At 56.5% G+C, this 19,385-nt stretch carries 19 protein-coding genes; 10 read left to right on the top strand and 9 right to left on the bottom strand.

The annotated features are described in order from the left end of the window. Positions 1-113: 113 nt before the first annotated feature. Complete coding sequence (aspS, locus tag TR2A62_RS15755) at positions 114-1,967, bottom strand: aspartate--tRNA ligase (RefSeq protein WP_009158688.1); 1,854 nt, start codon at positions 1,965-1,967, stop codon at positions 114-116. A 187-nt stretch (positions 1,968-2,154) separates the two neighbouring features. Here aspS and TR2A62_RS15750 point away from each other — a divergent pair, with 187 nt between their 5' ends. The 3 genes from TR2A62_RS15750 (at position 2,155) to TR2A62_RS15740 (ending at position 8,141) form a co-directional block, all read left to right on the top strand. Then, positions 2,155-3,438 (top strand): glycosyltransferase family 87 protein, encoded by a 1,284-nt coding sequence (locus TR2A62_RS15750; protein WP_190275718.1) that lies wholly within the window; start codon positions 2,155-2,157, stop codon positions 3,436-3,438. Between the two features lie 96 nt (positions 3,439-3,534). Then, complete coding sequence (gene carB / locus TR2A62_RS15745; protein WP_009160056.1) at positions 3,535-6,885, top strand: carbamoyl-phosphate synthase large subunit; 3,351 nt, start codon at positions 3,535-3,537, stop codon at positions 6,883-6,885. 137 nt (positions 6,886-7,022) lie between these two features. Further along, positions 7,023-8,141 carry a beta-ketoacyl-ACP synthase III gene (locus tag TR2A62_RS15740; protein ID WP_009157563.1) on the top strand — a complete coding sequence of 373 codons (1,119 nt, stop codon included), beginning with the start codon at positions 7,023-7,025 and terminating at the stop codon, positions 8,139-8,141. Here TR2A62_RS15740 and arsH read toward each other — a convergent pair whose 3' ends face one another. Together arsH and TR2A62_RS15730 are read right to left on the bottom strand one after the other, a co-directional pair. Next, a complete protein-coding gene (arsH, locus tag TR2A62_RS15735) occupies positions 8,142-8,861 on the bottom strand; it encodes an arsenical resistance protein ArsH (RefSeq protein ID WP_009160808.1) in 720 nt (239 codons plus the stop codon). It abuts the gene before it with no gap. Positions 8,862-8,864: 3 nt separating this feature from the next. Next, a complete protein-coding gene (locus TR2A62_RS15730; RefSeq protein ID WP_009159149.1) occupies positions 8,865-9,323 on the bottom strand; it encodes a hypothetical protein in 459 nt (152 codons plus the stop codon). A 256-nt stretch (positions 9,324-9,579) separates the two neighbouring features. Between TR2A62_RS15730 and TR2A62_RS15725 the strand changes: the two genes are divergently transcribed. Further along, a complete protein-coding gene (locus TR2A62_RS15725; RefSeq protein WP_009157988.1) occupies positions 9,580-10,170 on the top strand; it encodes a thymidine kinase in 591 nt (196 codons plus the stop codon). Here the strand turns inward: TR2A62_RS15725 and TR2A62_RS15720 are convergent. The 5 genes from TR2A62_RS15720 to TR2A62_RS15700 all read right to left on the bottom strand — a co-directional run bounded on the left by TR2A62_RS15720 (position 10,167) and on the right by TR2A62_RS15700 (position 13,357). Continuing rightward, positions 10,167-11,111, bottom strand: coding sequence for a D-glycerate dehydrogenase (locus TR2A62_RS15720; RefSeq protein ID WP_009158796.1), 945 nt, complete (start codon positions 11,109-11,111; stop codon positions 10,167-10,169). The two genes, TR2A62_RS15725 and TR2A62_RS15720, sit on opposite strands and share 4 nt — an antisense overlap. Next, positions 11,111-11,452, bottom strand: a complete 342-nt coding sequence (locus tag TR2A62_RS15715) for a tRNA-binding protein (protein ID WP_009160260.1) — start codon at positions 11,450-11,452, stop codon at positions 11,111-11,113. Before TR2A62_RS15715 ends, TR2A62_RS15720 begins: the two co-directional genes overlap by 1 nt. Beyond that, a complete protein-coding gene (gene proC, locus TR2A62_RS15710) occupies positions 11,442-12,260 on the bottom strand; it encodes a pyrroline-5-carboxylate reductase (RefSeq protein ID WP_009159164.1) in 819 nt (272 codons plus the stop codon). The genes TR2A62_RS15715 and proC overlap by 11 nt, the downstream gene beginning before the upstream one ends. Positions 12,261-12,293: 33 nt before the next feature. Continuing rightward, positions 12,294-12,797 (bottom strand): YbjN domain-containing protein, encoded by a 504-nt coding sequence (locus TR2A62_RS15705; protein WP_009157832.1) that lies wholly within the window; start codon positions 12,795-12,797, stop codon positions 12,294-12,296. A 314-nt stretch (positions 12,798-13,111) separates the two neighbouring features. Then, positions 13,112-13,357 carry an accessory factor UbiK family protein gene (locus TR2A62_RS15700; RefSeq protein WP_009157687.1) on the bottom strand — a complete coding sequence of 82 codons (246 nt, stop codon included), beginning with the start codon at positions 13,355-13,357 and terminating at the stop codon, positions 13,112-13,114. A 94-nt stretch (positions 13,358-13,451) separates the two neighbouring features. On the opposite strand from TR2A62_RS15700, the gene lgt reads away from it, so the two are divergent. From lgt to TR2A62_RS15675, 5 genes are all read left to right on the top strand, one after another. Beyond that, positions 13,452-14,330 carry a prolipoprotein diacylglyceryl transferase gene (gene lgt, locus TR2A62_RS15695; RefSeq protein ID WP_009159844.1) on the top strand — a complete coding sequence of 293 codons (879 nt, stop codon included), beginning with the start codon at positions 13,452-13,454 and terminating at the stop codon, positions 14,328-14,330. Continuing rightward, positions 14,327-15,394 carry a class I SAM-dependent methyltransferase gene (locus TR2A62_RS15690; protein ID WP_009160660.1) on the top strand — a complete coding sequence of 356 codons (1,068 nt, stop codon included), beginning with the start codon at positions 14,327-14,329 and terminating at the stop codon, positions 15,392-15,394. Before lgt ends, TR2A62_RS15690 begins: the two co-directional genes overlap by 4 nt. Next, the gene (pgeF, locus tag TR2A62_RS15685) at positions 15,391-16,146 is read left to right on the top strand and encodes a peptidoglycan editing factor PgeF (protein WP_009157653.1); all 756 of its coding nucleotides are present in this window, start codon (positions 15,391-15,393) and stop codon (positions 16,144-16,146) included. The genes TR2A62_RS15690 and pgeF overlap by 4 nt, the downstream gene beginning before the upstream one ends. A gap of 269 nt (positions 16,147-16,415) precedes the next feature. Continuing rightward, complete coding sequence (locus TR2A62_RS18845; RefSeq protein ID WP_009160328.1) at positions 16,416-16,568, top strand: hypothetical protein; 153 nt, start codon at positions 16,416-16,418, stop codon at positions 16,566-16,568. 361 nt (positions 16,569-16,929) lie between these two features. Next, on the top strand, positions 16,930-17,727 hold the full coding sequence (locus tag TR2A62_RS15675) for a Hint domain-containing protein (RefSeq protein ID WP_040820858.1): 798 nt from the start codon (positions 16,930-16,932) through the stop codon (positions 17,725-17,727). On the opposite strand, the gene TR2A62_RS15670 is transcribed toward TR2A62_RS15675, so the two are convergent. Beyond that, positions 17,724-18,224 (bottom strand): Lrp/AsnC family transcriptional regulator, encoded by a 501-nt coding sequence (locus TR2A62_RS15670; protein WP_009159734.1) that lies wholly within the window; start codon positions 18,222-18,224, stop codon positions 17,724-17,726. The two genes, TR2A62_RS15675 and TR2A62_RS15670, sit on opposite strands and share 4 nt — an antisense overlap. Before the next feature lie 193 nt (positions 18,225-18,417). On the opposite strand from TR2A62_RS15670, the gene trxB reads away from it, so the two are divergent. Then, positions 18,418-19,353, top strand: a complete 936-nt coding sequence (trxB, locus tag TR2A62_RS15665; RefSeq protein ID WP_009159867.1) for a thioredoxin-disulfide reductase — start codon at positions 18,418-18,420, stop codon at positions 19,351-19,353. The last annotated feature ends 32 nt before the right edge of the window (positions 19,354-19,385 follow it).

Here is a 19,385-nt window from a genome sequence, read left to right as displayed (position 1 = left end):
TAGCACCATGGCCCGTTTGCCAGAAAACAAAAGACGGACCTGCAATCTCTTGCCGATCCGTCTATTTGTCTTGGTTCTCAGACGCACTGAGAGCCGCGGCTGTTCGCCTGATCCTAGTCGTCCTGAGGGATCACACGCAGGTTCAGTTCGCGCAGCTGTTCGTTCATCGGATCATTGGGCGCACCCATCATCAGATCCTCGGCACGCTGGTTCATCGGGAACATGATGACTTCGCGAATGTTCGCCTCTTCGGCCAGCAACATCACGATGCGGTCGATACCTGCGGCACAACCACCGTGGGGTGGGGCGCCGTATTGGAAGGCGTTGACCATACCGCCGAAGCGCTTCTCGACTTCGTCCTTGCCGTAGCCAGCGATTTCAAACGCTTTGAACATGATCTCGGGGCGGTGGTTCCGGATTGCGCCCGACACAAGTTCGTACCCGTTACAGGCAAGGTCATACTGATAGCCCAGCACATCCTCGGGGTCGCCATCCAGAGCGGCCATGCCGCCTTGGGGCATAGAGAACGGGTTGTGTTCAAAGTCGATTTTGCCGGTTTCTTCGTCACGCTCGTAAATCGGGAAATCGACGATCCATGCAAAGGCATAGCGGTTGGTGTCTGTCAGACCCAGCGTATCGCCAATCTCAGAGCGCGCACGTCCAGCGAACGCTTCGAATGCAGCAGGCTTGCCACCCAAGAAGAACGCCGCATCGCCGTTGTCGAGACCCAGCTCAACGCGGATCGCCTCGGCACGTTCTGGTCCGATGTTTTTAGCGAGCGGGCCTGCGGCTTCCATTGCCACTTCGATTTCGCCTGCTTTGATCTTGGCGTTGACCTCTTTGACGGTCATGCCAGTTTCCTGCGCAATCGCATCAGCGGTTTGTGTCCGCCAGAAGATATAGCCCATGCCGGGCAGGCCCTCTTTTTGCGCAAAGGCGTTCATGCGGTCACAGAATTTGCGGCTGCCACCTGTCGGGGCGGGGATCGCACGAATTTCTGTGCCTTCGTTCTCAAGCAGCTTGGCAAAGATCGCAAAGCCAGAGCCACGGAAATGCTCGGACACGACCTGCATCTTGATCGGGTTGCGCAAGTCAGGCTTGTCGCTGCCATACCATAGAGCCGCGTCGCGGTAGCTGATCTGCTCCCAAGTGGCGTCGACTTTCTTACCGCCGCCGAATTCCTCGAACACACCTTGGATCACAGGCTGGATCGTGTCGAACACGTCCTGTTGTTCGACAAAGCTCATCTCGAGGTCGAGCTGGTAGAAATCGGTGGGCGAGCGGTCTGCACGCGGGTCTTCGTCACGGAAGCACGGTGCGATCTGGAAATACTTGTCGTAGCCCGACACCATGATCAGCTGTTTGAACTGCTGTGGCGCCTGCGGCAGAGCGTAGAATTTGCCGGGGTGCAAACGGGATGGCACGAGAAAGTCGCGCGCGCCTTCGGGCGAGGACGCTGTGATGATCGGCGTCTGATATTCGCGGAAGCCTTTGTCCCACATGCGTTTGCGCATCGAGGCCACAACATCCGAGCGCATCTTCATGTTGTTTTGCAGCTTTTCACGACGCAGATCGAGATAGCGATATTTGAGACGCGTCTCTTCTGGATATTCCTGTTCACCAAACACCATCAGGGGCAGCTCATTCGCCGCGCCAAGAACTTCGATATCGCGGATAAAGACTTCGACCTCGCCCGTTGGGATTTTCGGGTTCACAAGGCTTTCGTCGCGGGCCATGACATTGCCATCGATGCGGATACACCATTCGCTGCGGACCTTTTCGATCTCGGCAAATACGGGGCTATCGGGATCGGCCATAACTTGGGTGATGCCGTAGTGGTCGCGCAGGTCGATGAACAACAGACCGCCGTGGTCGCGCACGCGGTGAACCCAGCCCGAAAGACGGACAGTGTCGCCAACGTTGGCTTTGGTGAGGTCGGCGCAAGTGTGGCTGCGATAGGCGTGCATGTCATCGGTCCCTTTGGGAAATTCGGATCAGCCCGATACACCGCGCCGCACCAGCAAAGTCAAGCGCCACAGCGCCTGTGGACAGGGGGATTTCTGCGGATTGTCCCTAATTTGGTCACAATCAACCGCTACTGTTTCCTCAAATCATGTAGTTTTGGGGCAAAGACTAGTGTTTGACCGATTTGAAATGACGAAACGTGACGCGTTTTTTTGCGTCTTCCTGATCCTCGCATTCTTTGCGTACACGCTGAGCGACCTCTGGGGCAATTGGGCCACGGATTTCAGCGCCTATTATTATGCTGGGCATTTTTGGGGAACGGGGCAACTAGACCAGATTTACGCCGGAACTGAGCAAGTTATCGGGCCGCAAATGCCACTAGAATGGACGTTTGCGGTTGTTGAAGACGGATATGCAGGCGAGCAAACCTATCCGTTTATCTATCCGCCATGGGTTGCGGTTCTGATGACACCTTTTACCAACATGGACCCGATGATCCTGATGAACGGGGTGTTGGTGTTGAATTGTTCGCTCATGATCGCGTCGATGTGGCTGGCCTACCGATTTATGCAGCCGCATACCGTGTCACCTGTTATCTGGACGCTTTATAGTGTGTTACTGTTTGCGATTTCGTTCACGTCCACGATTGCGTTGTATCTAGGGCAGATCCAAATTCTTGTCTTTTTCTGTTGTATGCTGGCGTTCGAGCGTTTGCGCTATGGCGCGCATTGGAGCGCGGGCATGGCATTGGCGGTGGCTGCATGTCTCAAGGTCACGCCCGGTGCTCTGATCCTGATCTTTATCTGGAACCGCAATTGGCGTGCGCTGGGTGGGTTCATCGTCGTCTCAGCAGCGATTCTCGCGTTCAGCTATGGCTATATGGGCGTGACAATCCATGCCGAATTCCTAACGACGTTGCACAAGCTAGAAGAACAGTTGTTTATCGCTGGTATGGGCTTTTCCGTCGAAGGGTTCATTTTCGATCTGGTGCACACCATCAAAGGCACAGGTATCGTCCATAATTCGGGCGAGATGATTTTCGAGAAACCCGATTGGGTCGGATATTTTGCCAAAGGTTTGTTTGTCTTCGGTGCCGCCGCGATTTGGTGGCGGACACGTGGGATGTACCAGCCGCGCGCCCTACAACGGCAGTTTGTCGGGTTGGCGCTATTGATTCCGTTGGCGGCACCTCTGGGTTGGGCCCACTATTTCCTACTGGCTACATATGTTTTGCCCGCTTTCGGTGTTTTGTTCGGGCAACGTGCGTTCAACGTCATCTATCTGACGTATCTGTTCTTGTTCAGCATGATTGCCCAAATGCTTATGGCACGGGTCGGATTGACCTTTTTCCCGCAGATCATGATCAGTGTGCCGATCCTGTTGGGTATCCTCGGATTGGTGATTGTTGCCCCTGCCCGTCCGCGTGAACCCGCCCAACAAACGCAGAACATTGGCGCGATCCCCGCGGAATAGCGAAACGGCCCTTGCACGCCTTGGCTTGGCAAGTATAACCCCGACAATTTGCTGGCGCTCTGGGGTGTCAGTAGCCTTTTTGCTGTGGGGGCCAATATGCCAAAACGAGACGATATCAAATCCATCATGATCATTGGTGCTGGTCCTATTGTCATCGGGCAGGCCTGCGAATTCGACTACTCGGGTGCACAAGCGTGTAAGGCGCTGCGCGAAGAGGGTTACCGCGTCATTCTGGTCAACTCGAACCCAGCAACAATTATGACTGACCCAGGCATGGCTGATGCCACATACATCGAGCCGATCACACCTGATGTTGTCGCCCAGATTATCGAAAAAGAACGCCCCGATGCATTGCTACCGACGATGGGCGGTCAAACGGGTTTGAACACCTCGCTCGCCTTGGAAGAGATGGGCGTTTTGGACAAATACAATGTCGAGATGATCGGTGCGAAACGCGACGCGATCGAAATGGCCGAAGACCGCAAGCTGTTCCGTGAAGCGATGGGCCGTTTGGGCATCGAAAACCCAAAGGCCACGATTGTCACGGCCCCTACCAAAAACAAAGACGCAATCCGCGTCACCGATAAGTTCGACATCAACGCGGGTTTGTCTGCCGCGATGGACGCGCTCGAAGAAATCGGTCTGCCTGCGATCATCCGTCCTGCATTCACATTGGGTGGAACGGGCGGCGGTGTGGCAAACAACCGCGAAGAATACGAGCATTTCTGCCGTTCGGGCATGGAAGCCTCGCCCATGGCGCAGATTCTCATCGATGAGAGCCTGCTGGGCTGGAAAGAATACGAGATGGAAGTGGTCCGCGACACAGCCGACAACGCCATCATCATTTGTGCGATTGAGAACGTCGATCCGATGGGTGTGCACACAGGCGACAGTATCACTGTGGCTCCTGCCCTGACGCTGACCGACAAAGAATACCAGATCATGCGCAACCATTCGATCAATGTCCTGCGCGAGATTGGCGTCGAGACAGGCGGATCGAATGTGCAGTGGGCTGTGAACCCTGCCGATGGCCGGATGGTCGTGATTGAAATGAACCCGCGCGTGTCGCGTTCGTCAGCGTTGGCGTCCAAGGCCACGGGTTTCCCAATTGCCAAGATCGCGGCCAAGCTGGCTGTTGGCTACACGTTGGACGAGCTGGACAATGATATCACTGGTGTGACGCCTGCATCGTTCGAGCCGTCAATTGATTATGTCGTCACAAAAATTCCGCGCTTTGCGTTCGAGAAATTCCCCGGCTCTGAGCCATTTCTGACCACAGCGATGAAGTCAGTGGGCGAAGTTATGGCCATTGGCCGGACCATCCACGAAAGCCTGCAAAAGGCATTGGCATCGATGGAAAACGGGCTGACCGGTTTTGATGATATCGCCATCGAAGGTGTGTCGCCTGATAGTGTGAAGCGCCAAGACTCTATTCTGGTCGGTATCGATGCCACGGCCCAAGATGCCATCGACAAAGCCGTGACCAAGGCGCTGTCCAAACAGACACCTGACCGGATCCGCGTGATTGCCCAAGCCATGCGTTATGGCTTTAGCGATGCCGAGATCAACGAAATCACCGCCTTTGACCCATGGTTCCTGGCGCGTATCCGCGAAATCATCGAAACCGAGGCCGGTGTGATCGCAGGCGGGCTACCTGTGACAGAACACGGGTTGCGCGCGCTCAAGATGATGGGCTTTACCGATGCACGTCTCGCGACGTTGTCTGGCCGGGACGAAAAGAACGTCCGCGATGCGCGGCGCAATCTGGGTGTCAAAGCGGTGTTCAAACGTATCGACACCTGTGCCGCCGAGTTCGAGGCGCAGACGCCATACATGTATTCGACCTATGAGAGCCCAATGATGGGCACTGTCGAATGCGAGGCGCGCGCATCCGAAGCCAAAAAGGTCGTGATCTTGGGCGGTGGCCCGAACCGGATCGGTCAGGGCATCGAGTTTGACTATTGCTGTTGTCACGCCTGTTTCGCGCTCACAGAAGCGGGTTACGAGACGATCATGGTCAATTGTAACCCCGAAACGGTGTCGACAGACTATGACACGTCGGATCGTTTGTATTTCGAGCCTTTGACCTTTGAACATGTGTTGGAAATTCTGCGGGTCGAGCAGGAAAAAGGCACCTTGCACGGTGTGATCGTTCAATTTGGCGGTCAGACACCATTGAAACTGGCCAATGCGCTGGAAGCCGAAGGTATCCCAATTTTAGGAACCACACCGGACGCGATCGATCTGGCAGAAGACCGCGAGCGGTTCCAAGACCTCGTTGAAAAACTGGGCCTGAAACAGCCGGGCGGCGCGATTGCATCGACAGATGCCCAAGCATTGGCTGCAGCTGGCGACATCGGCTTTCCATTGGTGATCCGCCCATCCTATGTCTTGGGCGGTCGCGCGATGGAGATTGTCCGCGATATGGCGCAACTGGAACGCTACATCGCCGAGGCAGTTGTCGTGTCCGGTGACAGCCCTGTGTTGCTAGACAGCTATCTGACCGGCGCGATTGAGATCGACGTTGATGCGATCTGTGACGGCACATCAGTCCATGTTGCCGGTATCATGCAGCACATCGAAGAAGCCGGCGTCCATTCGGGCGACAGCGCCTGTTCGTTGCCACCTTATTCGCTGTCTGCTGAAACCATTGCCGAACTGCGCGTGCAGACCGAAAAACTGGCGCTTGCGCTGAATGTGGTCGGTCTAATGAACATTCAGTTCGCAGTCAAAAACGGCGAGATTTATCTGATCGAAGTGAACCCGCGTGCGTCGCGGACGGTTCCGTTTGTCGCCAAAGCAGTTGGCAGCCCAATCGCCACAATCGCCGCGCGCGTCATGGCGGGCGAGCCGTTGTCGAACTTTGACCTCGTAGATCCAGAAATCGACACCTTTGCTGTGAAAGAGGCGGTTCTGCCCTTTGCCCGTTTTCCAGGTGTCGACACGATCTTGGGCCCAGAAATGCGCTCGACCGGCGAAGTCATGGGATCCGACAGCAAATTCCACCGCGCATTCCTTAAGGCGCAGATGGGTGCTGGCACCGAATTGCCAACCGAAGGTGCGGTGTTCATGTCGATCAAGGATATGGACAAGACCGACGACATGGCAGACGCCGCGCGCGCGCTGATCGAGCTGGGTCTGAACCTGCTGGCGACACGCGGCACGGCGCAGTGGCTGACCGATCAAGGCATCGAAGCCGAGACCGTCAACAAGGTCTATGAAGGTGGTTTGACCATCGTCGACCGGCTGAAAGACGGCCATGTTTCGCTGGTCATGAACACGACCGAAGGGGCCGCCGCCGTCGAGGACAGCCGTAGCATTCGCGCCGTGGCTTTGTATGACCGCATCCCGTATTTCACGACAGCAGCAGCATCCCACGCCGCCGCTTTTGCAATGAAAGCACGGGTCGAGTTGAAGGTTGGTGTGCGGGCGTTGCAGGACAAGTAATCGTTCGCAGGTTTAAAGATTTGACGCGTCCGTTCTGATGATCGGGCGCGTTTTCTTTGGCGCAATACGACCCTGCGTCATTCTGGACAAACATCACAGGGTTCCCCAAGGTCGCTTTCATATAAATGAGGGCTCTGATGCATAGTGTAGCGATCACCGGAACGGGCGTTTTCACGCCGGAAAACACCATCACAAATGACGAGCTGGTCAAGGCGTTCAACGCCTATGCGGATCGGTTTAATCTGGCCCATGCCGATGCCATCGAGGCCGGAGAGATTGAGGCCAAGCCACATTCGTCGTCCGAGTTCATCATCGCAGCAAGCGGGATCGAACGCCGTTATGTGATCGACAAAGAGGGTGTTCTGGACCCTGACCGCATGTCGCCGGCGTTCACCCCTCGCCCAGATGACGCCCCCAGTTTGATGGCCGAAATGGCGGTCGATGCGATCAAAAAGGCGCTGACCGATGCGGGCAAGACCGCCGCAGATGTGGGTGCCGTGATTTGTGCCGCGTCCAATCACGAGCGTGCCTATCCGGCGATTGCCGTGGAAATCCAACAGCTGATGGAAATTGACGGCTTTGCCTTTGACATGAACGTGGCCTGTTCCAGCGCGACCTTTGGTATTCAAACGGCCGCTGACATGATCCGTGCCGGTAGTATTCGCAGTGCGATCGTTGTAAACCCCGAAATTTGCTCGGCGCATTTGGAATGGCGGGATCGGGATTGTCATTTCATCTTTGGGGATGTGGCAACGGCGACGTTGTTGGAACGCGAAGACGATGCCAAAGCGCCCTATTTCAAGGTCAAATCGACCCGTTGCGCCACCCAGTTTAGCAACAACATCCGCAACAACAACGGGTTCCTGCGCCGTGCCCATGACGAAGTGTACGACCGCCGCGACATGCAGTTCATGCAAAACGGGCGCAAGGTGTTCAAAGAGGTTCTGCCGCTGGTCAGCAAACACATTGCCGATCACATGGCGGATGAAGGTGTGGTGTCTGCCGATCTAAAACGGCTGTGGTTGCATCAGGCGAACAAGACGATGAACGACTATATCGGCAAAAAGGTTTTGGGGCGGACGCCCGAGAACGAAGAACAGCCAAACATCCTGCAAGACTATGCAAACACATCGTCGGCAGGTTCGATCATCGCGTTCTCGAAGTATTCGGATGACATGAAGGCGGGCGAAACAGGGCTGATCTGTTCATTCGGCGCGGGTTATTCAGTCGGATCAGTGATCGTCGAGCGCGTCTGATTATTTGGCGGGGGTTTCGTTGACCCGCTTGCGTGCAGCCTCGGCCGTTTCGACCCGTTCGGAATAGCGGTCGACCAGACCATCCGAGCGGCCACGTATCATCCACGTAAAGCGTGCGAGCTCTTCCATCACATCGACGATGCGGCGGTAGAGGCTGCTGTCTTTCATCCGGCCATTTTCAAATTCGTTCCATGCTTTTGGAACAGAGCTTTGGTTCGGGATCGTGACCATCCGCATCCAGCGGCCAAGAATCCGCATTTGGTTCACGGCATTGAACGATTGCGAGCCGCCACAGACCTGCATCACAGCAAGCGTTTTTCCTTGGGTTGGGCGGACCCCGCCCATGCTGAGCGGCAGCCAATCAATCTGTGCCTTCATAATACCGGTCATCGCACCGTGCCGTTCGGGGCTGGACCAAACCATACCCTCGGACCACACGGCCAATTCACGCAATTCTGCAACTTTTGGGTGCGTTTCATCGCAAGAATCGGGCAGTGGCAGGCCAGCTGGATCGAAAAACCGAACCTCGCAGCCCAATGCCGTCAGGATTCGCGCACCTTCTTCGGCAGCCATACGGGAATATGACGTTTCGCGAAGGGATCCATAGAGGATCAGAATACGAGGGGCATGACCGGGGTCGTCCGGCGCGCGCAAAGCCGCCACATCGATCTGTTGAAATGCATCAAAATCGATCAGCGGCAAATCGGCTTTGTCTGACATGGATCAGGTGGTTTCTTCTTCGAGATGGATTTTCATGTCCAAGAGAACACGCTGCAACTGAACTGTCTCACGCAGCAAACGCTTGGCTTCGTTCACAGTGATAATACCGTCTTCGATGGACTGGTTGTATTCGCTCATCAACATCGCAAACCGTTGAGCCAATTGAATAACATCCGAGTTCACACCGCCTTCGCGGTCCTTGTTGGATGGCGCGTCATTGTAGCTAAGGGTAATGCCCTTAAGCTCGGCCAAAGCCGAAGTGACATGTGGGTAGCTGGACGCAGCCTCGAGTGCCGCAACAGCGTCAACCGGCATAAAGCGGTCGGCATGTTCCTCGGCATCGGAATAGTAGCGACCCAGCGTTGCCTTTGACTTACCAGTCAATTTGCATGCGAGTTCGATACCCACGTCCTTGACCAAAGCCTCGGTGTGTTTCTTGAGATAGCTACCCATGCCAGCCATTCGATTCCGCCTCTACGTCCTAGATGGGTAAAGAGCCCCCGCCTTTCCCATTAAGTACATATGTCAGGTTTGTCATTGGTAAACCTGTCCTCACGTTGAGGATAGTAACGAGTTTCAGGGCTCTGTGTCCTGTTTGCTTTCCTGGGGGTGTGGGCCGGTGAGTGCATATACCTGTTTTGCAAGTATTCTGCCTGCCCCCCAACCCGAGCTTTCCTGCCACTTGAACGATCGGGATGCCTTGGGGTAGGTCCATATTATGGCCAAGCTCTATTTCAACTATTCCACCATGAACGCGGGTAAATCGACTGTGCTGCTGCAAGCATCGCACAACTATATCGAACGCGGCATGAATACCTTTTTAATCACGGCGCAGTTCGATAACCGTGCGGGCGATGCCACCATTGCCAGCCGGATCGGAATTGGATCGGCGGCTGATACCTTTGCTGCGGGTGAAGACCTGTTTGCCAAAATCGAGCGTCGGCTGGCCAAACCTTGTGCCTGTGTGTTCATCGACGAGGCACAGTTTCTAGAGGAAGAGCAGGTCTGGCAGTTGGCCCGTGCAGTGGATGATCTAAAAGTTCCGATCATGTGCTTTGGCCTGCGGGTCGATTTTCAGGGACAGTTGTTTCCGGGATCTGCGGCGCTGTTGGCGTTGGCCGACGAAATGCGCGAAGTCCGCACCATTTGTCACTGCGGCAAGAAGGCGACCATGGTCATTCGGCAAGATGAGAATGGGAAAACCCTTCGCGACGGCGATCAGGTGCAGATCGGCGGCAACGAGACCTATGTGTCGCTATGCCGCCGTCATTGGCGCGAAGAAATGGGCGACCGCCCCCGCGATGCCTAAACCGCGTTTGGCGGCAGCGCACCAGATTTGAACGCCAGCAGGTTATCGACAGCCATCAGCCCCATTGCCTCGCGGACTTCTAAGGCTGCGGTCCCGAGATGTGGGAACAAGACCACATTCTCGAGCGCCTTGAGCGCGTCGGGCACGGTCGGTTCAAATTCATAGACGTCCAACCCCGCGCCTGCGATCACGCCGGTCTCTAGCGCTGCGATCAAGGCCGCTTCGTCCACGATGTCACCCCGCGCGATGTTCACGAAATGCGCAGTGGGTTTCATATGGGCAAAGACGTCAGCGTTGATCAGATGGTGTGTTTCCGGTGTGGCTGGAACCGCGACGACAACCACGTCAGCGACAGCTGCAACTTCGGCAATGCTATCCAGCTGCGTTGCAGGCACAGCCACAGATTTGGCAGAGCGGTTTTGGTAGACGATTTTCATATCAAAACCGTAGTGGCCGCGTTTTGCAATCGCCTGACCAATGCGCCCCATTCCGATGATGCCCAGCGTTTTGCCGGTCATGTGCAGGCCCAGCATTTGCGTGGGCTGCCAGCCGCCCCAATTGCCCGAACGGACCAACCGTTCGCCTTGGGACGCGCGACGACACGCCATCAGCATTAGGGTCAGCGCAATATCAGCGGTCGCATCCGTCACAGCCCCCGGTGTGTTCGACACTTGGACGCCCGCCGCTTGGGCCGCATCAACGTTGATATGATTGTAGCCCACGCCAAAGTTGGCGAGCATCTTGCAACGGACGCCTTCAGCAAAGGCATCCGCGGTGAATTGATCTCCCAAGGTGGACAGGATCGCGTCATAGATCTGCATCTCGGCCTTGGCGCCCGTCGCCGTGAGTGGCGTTTGATCCTCACGCACTGTGACGTCAAACTCGGCCTCGACCGCCGCGATGACAGCATCGGGCAGTTGTCGGGTGATCAAAAGCTTCATCAGCCGAGCCTCGCACCATTTGGAACAGGATGGTCCGGGCTCAGCAAAACGACGCCATCCGCGTCATCATGCAGGCCCAGCACCAAAATTTCGGACCGCACAGGACCGATCTGGCGGGGTGGGAAATTGACCACTGCCAGCACCTGTTTGCCGATCAATGTCTCGGGCGTGTAGTGGGCCGTAATCTGAGCGGAAGATTTCCGCGTACCGATTTCGCCACCGAAATCGACCCACAGTTTAGTCGCAGGTTTACGCGCTTCGGGAAACGGTTCGGCACGGGTCACGGTGCCGACACGGATGTCGACCGCGAGAAAATCGTCAAAGGTAATCTCATCCGCCATTGGCTAGTTCCTTGGATCGGTTGGTGGCAGCCGCGACCGCGGTGTTCAACAGCTGAGGAAAGCCGTTCGTATCATCCATCAACACCTCAAGTGCTGCTTGGGTCGTGCCATTGGGCGATGTCACGTTGATCCGCAATTGCGAGGGATCGTCGGCGGCCTCTTGGGCCAGCGCACCAGCGCCTGCCACGGTGGCCTTGGCCAGCTTCATCGCAAGGTCAGGGGCAAGCCCTTGAGCCACACCACCAGCCGCGAGGGTTTCAATCAAGTGAAACACATACGCTGGGCCTGATCCGCTGACGCCCGTGACGGCATCCATCTGATCCTCGGCATCGAGGCAGACGACCTCGCCCACAGCGGCCAGCAGGGTCTCGGCCAGATCAACCTGATCGGCGCTGGCATGCGCGTTTCCAATGATGGCTGTAATCCCGCGCCCGATGGCAGCAGGTGTGTTTGGCATCGCGCGCACGATCGGGGTTCGCCCGCCCAGCGCGGCCTCGAACGCCGCAATAGGGGTGCCGGCAGCGACCGAGACAAACAACGTAGTGCTGTTGCCCAGCGTCACCAATGTCGGCAGCGCGTCACCCATCATCTGGGGTTTGACCGCGACGAGAACGATTGCTGGATCTGCAGGGAGCGTGGCGTTGATATGCACACCTTGGGCCTGCACCCAATCAGAGGGGTTTGGATCGATCACCCAGACCGATGATTTTGGCAGCCCACCAGCAAGCCAACCGGCCAACATGGCCGATCCCATTTTACCGCAACCCAGCAGAACCAATCCGCGTTCAGCGACATCATCCATCGTCATTTAATTTCTCCCCAATCGTCGTTGGGGCAAGTGTTACGCGCGGCCGTAAGCCTCGGCAATGGCAACTTCGACCGCTTCGGCGGGTGACCGCTCGGCCCAAGTAATGAGCTGCAAAGCGGGGTAGAAGCGTTCGGCCGTCATGACCGCAATATTGATCATCGTGTCGACCTGTTCGGGGCCGGCAATCTGATCGCCAGCCAACACGAGGCCGTAGCGGTAGACCATCAACTTTTGTTCGTTCCAGTAGGTGAACGCGCCGGCCCAACAGCGATCATTGATCGTGTTCAGACCCTCGTAGAGGGCTGGCAGGCGATCCTCGGGTGGCTCCATCTCGAAGGTGCAGATCAAACGCAGGGTTTCATCATAGGCGGACCACGCCAGCGTAATAGAATAGGTGCGCCACTGGCCCACGACTGCCATAGCGATTTGTTCGTCGGAAATACGGTCAAATTCCCATTCGTGATGCTCGGCGATATGTTCGACAAGATCGATGGGGTGAAGATCGTCGGCTTCCAGAAACTGCTCGGACAATGCCATGTGGGCCTCCTGTGTGTTCTAGGGATCAGTGGCGATTTAGCCAGCTATCACTAGGTGCCTGCGCAAGGGACGGGGTTTGGCACCCTCTGCCCTTACTACATATGGTGGTCGAAATGGGACGTTCCTGTAAAGGCCTAAATCTGGGGAGACCCAAATAAGCTGTGGATAACCCAAGAAGATTTGGAAATGGTTTACCTATACGGCGCAAATCGTCGTCCCGCCGTCGGCGAGAACCCGAACCGGCACCATAGACAGCAAAACGCCGCCCGCTGGATTGACCAAGGGGCGGCGCTTTGAAGGTCGATCTTGCGAGTTTACTTCTTTTTCTTTTCCAACGCGTCGAGACGTGCGGATAGCTCTGCGTTTTCTTCGCGGGCCTTTTGCGCCATGGCACGGACAGCGTCGAACTCTTCTCTCGTGACAAAATCACGATCAGCCAGCCAGCGATCCATCATGCCCTTCATCGCGGTATCAGCTTCGTCCTTGGCCCCTTGGGCCACGCCCATCGCGTTGGTCATAAGCTGCGAGATGTCGTCAAAGATTTTGTTGCGGGTCTGCATGTCTGGTCTCCGAATACTTGATGAGCCTTATATGGGGGCTCGGACAGTGGTGCACAAGGTTGACATCGCCGCACCCCAACCGCAGGTAAGTGCTATGATCACATTTCCACAAATTTCGCCCGAAATCTTTTCGGTCCAACTGTTCGGAATAGAGTTTGCCCTGAGATGGTACGCGATGGCCTATGTGGTCGGTATTCTGATCGGCTGGTGGCTGGCTGTCCGCGTGGTGAGACGCGCCCGTTTGTGGCGCAACGAAACACCTGTGATGACATCGACCCAAGTCGAAGATCTGCTGACATGGATCATCATCGGCGTGATTGCAGGCGGACGGCTGGGTTATGTTCTGTTCTATCAGCCAGCCTACTATTTGGCGCATCTCATCGAAATCCCGATGATCTGGACCGGCGGCATGTCGTTCCACGGTGGATTTCTGGGCGTGTGTCTCGCGGTCTTCCTATTTGCGTGCAAACACGGTTTGGTATTGTGGAGCGTCGCGGACATGCTGGCATTGACCACGCCGCCTGCCCTCTTGCTGGGACGGACCACGAATTTCATCAATGCCGAGCTGTGGGGCCGTCAAACGGACCTGCCTTGGGGCGTCGCCTTTCCTGGGGACGCGGCCCAAGCCTGTGCCACGGCCGCTGGACCCTGCGCGCGGCATCCATCACAATTGTACGAAGCGGGGCTGGAAGGCCTGTTGTTGGGCACGGTTCTGCTGGTCCTCGCCTTCGGCTTTGGCGCCCTAAAGCGGCCCGGACTTTTGACAGGGCTGTTTTTTGCAGGCTACGGGATCAGCCGCTTTGCCATTGAATTTGTGCGCCAACCGGATGCGCATTTTGTGACCGAAGGCAATCCTCTGGGACTTGCTCTCGAATCTGGGGGCTATGGGCTGACCATGGGACAACTGTTGTCGATCCCCATGATCTTCGTTGGTTTGACGCTGTGGGCCATGTCGCGGCCACGTCAGCAATGACCCTGACGGACTATCTGCTGCGCAGGATCGCAGCACAGGGGCCGTTGAGCGTGGCCGACTATATGGCTGAGTGTTTGCTGCATCCGGACTTAGGGTACTACACAACCCAGCAGCCGTTTGGGCGCGACGGAGATTTCACAACAGCGCCCGAGATCAGCCAGATGTTCGGAGAGCTTGTGGGGCTCAGCCTTGCGCAAGCGTGGATCGATGCAGGGGCACCTGATGCGTTCACACTATGTGAACTGGGCGGCGGACGCGGCACGTTGATGGCAGATGCCTTGCGTGCGGCGCGGGCTGTGCCGAGGTTCATCGACGCCATGACGGTCATCATGGTCGAGGCATCACCCCAGCGGCAAGCAGACCAAGAGACCTTGCTTATGGACTATGCACCAATTTTTCGCGACACCCTGACCGACCTGCCAGATCAGCCCCTGTTGTTGATCGCGAACGAGTTTTTCGATTGTTTGCCGCCGCGCCAGTTTGTGCGCGACGGTGCAGGTTGGGCCGAACGTGTGATCGGAGCGGTCGATGGCGTATTGTCCTGGGGGCTGGCCCCTGCACAGCCGCGTGCCGAGCTGGAGCACAGATTGGCCGATACCAAAGACGGCGATCTGGTGGAACTGCACACGCTCGCGACCGCGGTGACAGATGAAATTGCCCATCATATCGCAAGCCATGGAGGCACCGCATTGATCGTCGACTACGGCGACTGGCGGTCCCAAGGGGATACGCTGCAAGCGCTCAAGGGACACGCGCCAATTGATCCTTTGGCCGCACCCGGTCTGTCCGATCTAACGGTTCAGGTGGATTTTGAAGTCATCGCATTGGCCGCACAAAACGTGGGCGCACGCCATAGCCGCGTCACACCCCAAGGCGTCTGGCTGGAACGGTTGGGCATCACCGACCGTGCGCAAGCATTGGCCCAAAAGATGCAAGGTGCGCAGCTAGACGCGCATATCGCCGCCCATCGACGCTTGACCCATCCTGATGAAATGGGGAATTTGTTCAAAGTGATTGCGATCACTGCTTTGGATGCCCCCCTGCCTGCTGGATTTGTTGAATGACGCTCGAAATCATCACCGCTGATGCATTGGCCCCAATCCAGCATGGGTTCTTTACCCGGCGGGGCGGCGCATCTTCTGGGGTGTTTCAGGGATTGAACTGTGGCTTTGGCTCGTCCGACCAACACGAGATGGTAGCAATCAATCGGGCACGCGTGGCGGACGCGATGGGTGTCGAGGAATTGGCGCTGGTGGGTGTCCATCAAGTCCATTCCGCCGATGTCATCGCAGTTTCGGAACCCACAGCGGAAAAACCCAAGGCTGACGGGCTGGTGACGCGCACGCCTGGGATTGCGCTGTCGGTTCTAAGTGCCGACTGCCAACCCGTGCTTTTTGCCGATGCGCAGGCCGGTGTGATCGGTGCCTGCCACGCGGGATCGAAAGGGGCGCTGGCGGGCGTGATAGAAGCGACAGTTGCGGCAATGGTTGATTTAGGCGCCACACGCGACAGCACCGCAGGGGTCATCGGCCCAACCATTAGCCAACGCGCCTACGAGGTTGGCCCCGAGTTCTTTGAGGACTTTGTCGCGGAAGACGCCAACTTTGCCCGCTATTTCGCCAACGGCAATGGCGACCGGATGATGTTCGATTTACCGGGCTTTGGTTTGTCGCGCTTGCGCGAGGCGGGCGTGAGCCGCGCTGAGTGGACGCACCATTGCACCTATTCCGATCCCGATCGATTCTATAGCTACCGCCGTTCGGTGCACGACAAAGACCCCGACTATGGCCGTCTGATCGCTGCTATCTCGATGTGAATTGGGCAACTTCAGGGCAGGCCACTGCCCAGATCCTGCCGCAGTCGCACGAAACATCCCCCAGCAACTGAATTGATTGTCACAGATTCAGCGCCAAACCCTTGTTTTGTGGGGACCTGAGCGCCGCCACGAATTCAGGTACGGCTGCCACATTCCCTATTCAGAAATTTTTGAAAAAATGAGGGCTCGTCAAACTACCGCCCCTTTGACCCGTCACAGTAGGCCCAAGGTGAGATGAACCCATCGCCAGCAGACTTTGAGGACGAGACATGAAACAGACCCCCCGTTGGATGAGCGAGCTCATCAAAGAAACAGAGCAGACAACAACACGTATGCCGTGGGAACGCGGATTGCGTCGTCAAGCCTTTATCAATCGTCGTGAAGCCGAAGAGGCCACGCCAGAGCTAAAGACCGCAGCATAACAAACTGAGCCGACGCATCCTCCCCTAGACCGCGTTGGTCCTGATATCGTCCCGCATGTTCCCAAGGCATGTGTGATGACGTAAACGCCAACAGCGCTTTGCAAAGATCGCTCCGTGCCTCCCGGGGGGCGGTCTTTTGCGTTTCAGGGGGAAAAACACCCCACAAGAATCAAAATGTGGCGGCTTTGTTCGAAATTGGCAACAAATCCGTGGCTTTTGTTCGATTGAATTTGATTTGGCACTCAGATTAGTTGTTTTTTGACAGCTTGGCCCTGTTTCGGTCACATGCATCTCAACGCAATGTCCTCAGATGTTGTCGATGGGGGCCGACAGACGATGTGACCAACCTTTAGGTGCTCGCATGACAATGACCCCCTCCTCCACCGGTGGCCTCGCGGTGGAAAAGAATTCCGCTCTGGCCCGAATGGGTCGGATCGCTCAGCAAGACAGGCGACCTCAGCGCTTAAGGCCTCTGATGCGCAGATATGCTGTCGCCTATCTTACTCCCTCTCAAGAGATCAAAGAACTTGCGCGCCCTGCCCCAGCCATCTCGGCATTTGAGGATGCGTTCGCAGCCTTTGGGCGCGGCACGATTTTTGAAACTGAATTTGGCCCAACGGCTGTCGAAGATCTGTTGCCCGGCGACAAAGTGATGACGCAAGACGCAGGCCTGCAAGTTTTGAAATGGGTGGGTCGGATGACATTGATCCCCGATTTTACCCGACAATCCCCCGAAATGGGCAAACTGACCCGCGTCACCGCCGACCGGTTTGGCCTAGGCAAACCAATGCATGACTTGGTTCTCGGGCCACGTGCGCGGATGCTCTACAAATCACCTAGCTGTCAGGTCCGTTTGGGAATTGATGGCGCATCGGTCCCATTGCGCGGCTTTATCGACGGCGTGACAATTTTCGAAGTTACACCCGTGACGCCGGTCAAGACGTTCCATCTGTGTTTTGACAAGCATCACACGCTGGTGGCCAATGGCATCCTGCTAGAGAGCTTTCACCCCGGACGGACCAGTGATCTGGCTCTGTCGATCGAAATGCAGCAGCTATATTTGTCGTTGTTCCCTCAGATCAAACGGGTCGAAGATTTCGGACCTATGAAATACCCGCGTTTGTCAGCGGAAGAACTGGATAGCGTCCGCGCCGCTTAGGCGTTTTTGGCGAGCCGTTCTTCGAGCACGTCGAACGGCACGCCCGGATCATCCTTGGCTCCGCGGATCACCAGCGAGGTTTTGACACTGGCCACGTTGTCAGCCGAGGTCAGCTGTTCAGTCAAAAACGACTGGAAGGTGCTGAGGTCAGGCGCAACGCATTTCAAAACGAAATCGACTTCGCCGTTGAGCATGTGGCATTCGCGAACCAGCGGCCAGCCTTGGCATTTCAGCTCGAAAGCAGCGAGATCGACTTCGGCCTGCGAAACCAGCCCGACCATCGCGAAAACCTGCACTTCGAACCCCAAAGCACGGGCATCGACCTCAGCGTGGTAGCCGCGGATGTAGCCCGATTCTTCGAGCGTGCGGACACGGCGCAGGCAAGGAGGTGCGGAAATTCCGACCCGTTTCGCCAATTCGACATTGGTCATGCGTCCGTCGGCTTGCAATTCAGCCAAGATCATTCTGTCGATATCGTCTAGTTTGGTGCCAGGCATGCACTGCGTTCCCCATATTTTGGCAAACTATACCTATTCGCCACCTACCGCGCAATAATATTTCACGTTCACGCAACAAAAGAACTGTACCGTTTCGGAGCACAGCCGCGTGAACACCCATCGCAAGGGGGTTTTATCCCCCAGCGGTGCTGTCTATATCGTTTGGACACTTTTACACTGGGGGGCCCAGCGCATGGCCGAGACTAAGCATACCAAAGTATTGATAATCGGCTCTGGCCCAGCGGGATACACCGCCGGCGTTTATGCAAGCCGCGCGATGCTCGAGCCGATGCTGATCCAAGGGATTGAGCCCGGCGGCCAGCTGACCACAACAACCGAAGTTGAAAACTGGCCCGGTGATACCGAAGTTCAGGGTCCTGATTTGATGGTCCGGATGGAGGCGCACGCCAAGGCGATGGGCTGTAACATCGTGCATGACATCGTGGCCTCGGTCGAGTTCGACAAACGTCCGTTTGTGGCGCATCTCGACAGCGGCGGCACCGTTACGGCAGATGCTTTGATTTTGGCCACTGGCGCACGTGCAAAATGGCTGGGCCTCGAGACCGAAGAAAAGTTCAAAGGTTTTGGCGTGTCGGCATGTGCGACTTGCGACGGCTTTTTCTATCGCGGCGAAGAGATCGTTGTGGTCGGTGGCGGCAACACCGCCGTTGAAGAAGCGCTGTTCCTGACAAACTTTGCGTCCAAAGTGACACTGGTGCACCGCCGTGACGAGCTGCGGGCCGAGGCGATCCTGATCGACCGTTTGATGAAGAACCCCAAGATTGAGCCAATGTGGCATCACGAGCTGGTCGAGGTGACAGGCACAGATGCACCGTTGGGTGTTGAAGGCGTCAAGCTCAAGCACACACAGACCGGCGAGATCACCGAGCTGGCAGCCAAGGGCGTGTTTATCGCAATCGGCCACGCGCCTGCGAATGAATTGGTCAAGGGCGTGCTGGAAACCCACATGGGCGGCTATGTTGTGACCAAGCCAGACAGCACCGAAACCAGCATTCCGGGTGTTTTTGCAGCGGGCGACCTAACCGATCACAAATACCGTCAGGCGGTCACGTCGGCCGGAATGGGCTGTATGGCAGCATTAGAAGCCGAACGTTTCCTTTCGGACTAAAGTAAAATTATCAGCTTTATCAGCTGGTTGGG

The sequence above is a fragment of the Thalassobium sp. R2A62 genome, from assembly GCF_000161835.1.
GTDB lineage: Bacteria > Pseudomonadota > Alphaproteobacteria > Rhodobacterales > Rhodobacteraceae > Thalassobium.
The sequence above is the reverse complement of the archived record's forward strand: the minus strand, read 5'-3'. Positions and strand labels throughout refer to the sequence as shown.

Coding starts and splice junctions, on each gene's coding strand:
- aspS (WP_009158688.1), bottom strand. CDS start 1,967: ATGCACGCCTATCGCAGCCACACTTGCGCCGACCTCACCAAAGCCAAC.
- TR2A62_RS15750 (WP_190275718.1), top strand. CDS start 2,155: ATGACGAAACGTGACGCGTTTTTTTGCGTCTTCCTGATCCTCGCATTC.
- carB (WP_009160056.1), top strand. CDS start 3,535: ATGCCAAAACGAGACGATATCAAATCCATCATGATCATTGGTGCTGGT.
- TR2A62_RS15740 (WP_009157563.1), top strand. CDS start 7,023: ATGCATAGTGTAGCGATCACCGGAACGGGCGTTTTCACGCCGGAAAAC.
- arsH (WP_009160808.1), bottom strand. CDS start 8,861: ATGTCAGACAAAGCCGATTTGCCGCTGATCGATTTTGATGCATTTCAA.
- TR2A62_RS15730 (WP_009159149.1), bottom strand. CDS start 9,323: ATGGCTGGCATGGGTAGCTATCTCAAGAAACACACCGAGGCTTTGGTC.
- TR2A62_RS15725 (WP_009157988.1), top strand. CDS start 9,580: ATGGCCAAGCTCTATTTCAACTATTCCACCATGAACGCGGGTAAATCG.
- TR2A62_RS15720 (WP_009158796.1), bottom strand. CDS start 11,111: ATGAAGCTTTTGATCACCCGACAACTGCCCGATGCTGTCATCGCGGCG.
- TR2A62_RS15715 (WP_009160260.1), bottom strand. CDS start 11,452: ATGGCGGATGAGATTACCTTTGACGATTTTCTCGCGGTCGACATCCGT.
- proC (WP_009159164.1), bottom strand. CDS start 12,260: ATGACGATGGATGATGTCGCTGAACGCGGATTGGTTCTGCTGGGTTGC.
- TR2A62_RS15705 (WP_009157832.1), bottom strand. CDS start 12,797: ATGGCATTGTCCGAGCAGTTTCTGGAAGCCGACGATCTTCACCCCATC.
- TR2A62_RS15700 (WP_009157687.1), bottom strand. CDS start 13,357: ATGCAGACCCGCAACAAAATCTTTGACGACATCTCGCAGCTTATGACC.
- lgt (WP_009159844.1), top strand. CDS start 13,452: ATGATCACATTTCCACAAATTTCGCCCGAAATCTTTTCGGTCCAACTG.
- TR2A62_RS15690 (WP_009160660.1), top strand. CDS start 14,327: ATGACCCTGACGGACTATCTGCTGCGCAGGATCGCAGCACAGGGGCCG.
- pgeF (WP_009157653.1), top strand. CDS start 15,391: ATGACGCTCGAAATCATCACCGCTGATGCATTGGCCCCAATCCAGCAT.
- TR2A62_RS18845 (WP_009160328.1), top strand. CDS start 16,416: ATGAAACAGACCCCCCGTTGGATGAGCGAGCTCATCAAAGAAACAGAG.
- TR2A62_RS15675 (WP_040820858.1), top strand. CDS start 16,930: ATGACAATGACCCCCTCCTCCACCGGTGGCCTCGCGGTGGAAAAGAAT.
- TR2A62_RS15670 (WP_009159734.1), bottom strand. CDS start 18,224: ATGCCTGGCACCAAACTAGACGATATCGACAGAATGATCTTGGCTGAA.
- trxB (WP_009159867.1), top strand. CDS start 18,418: ATGGCCGAGACTAAGCATACCAAAGTATTGATAATCGGCTCTGGCCCA.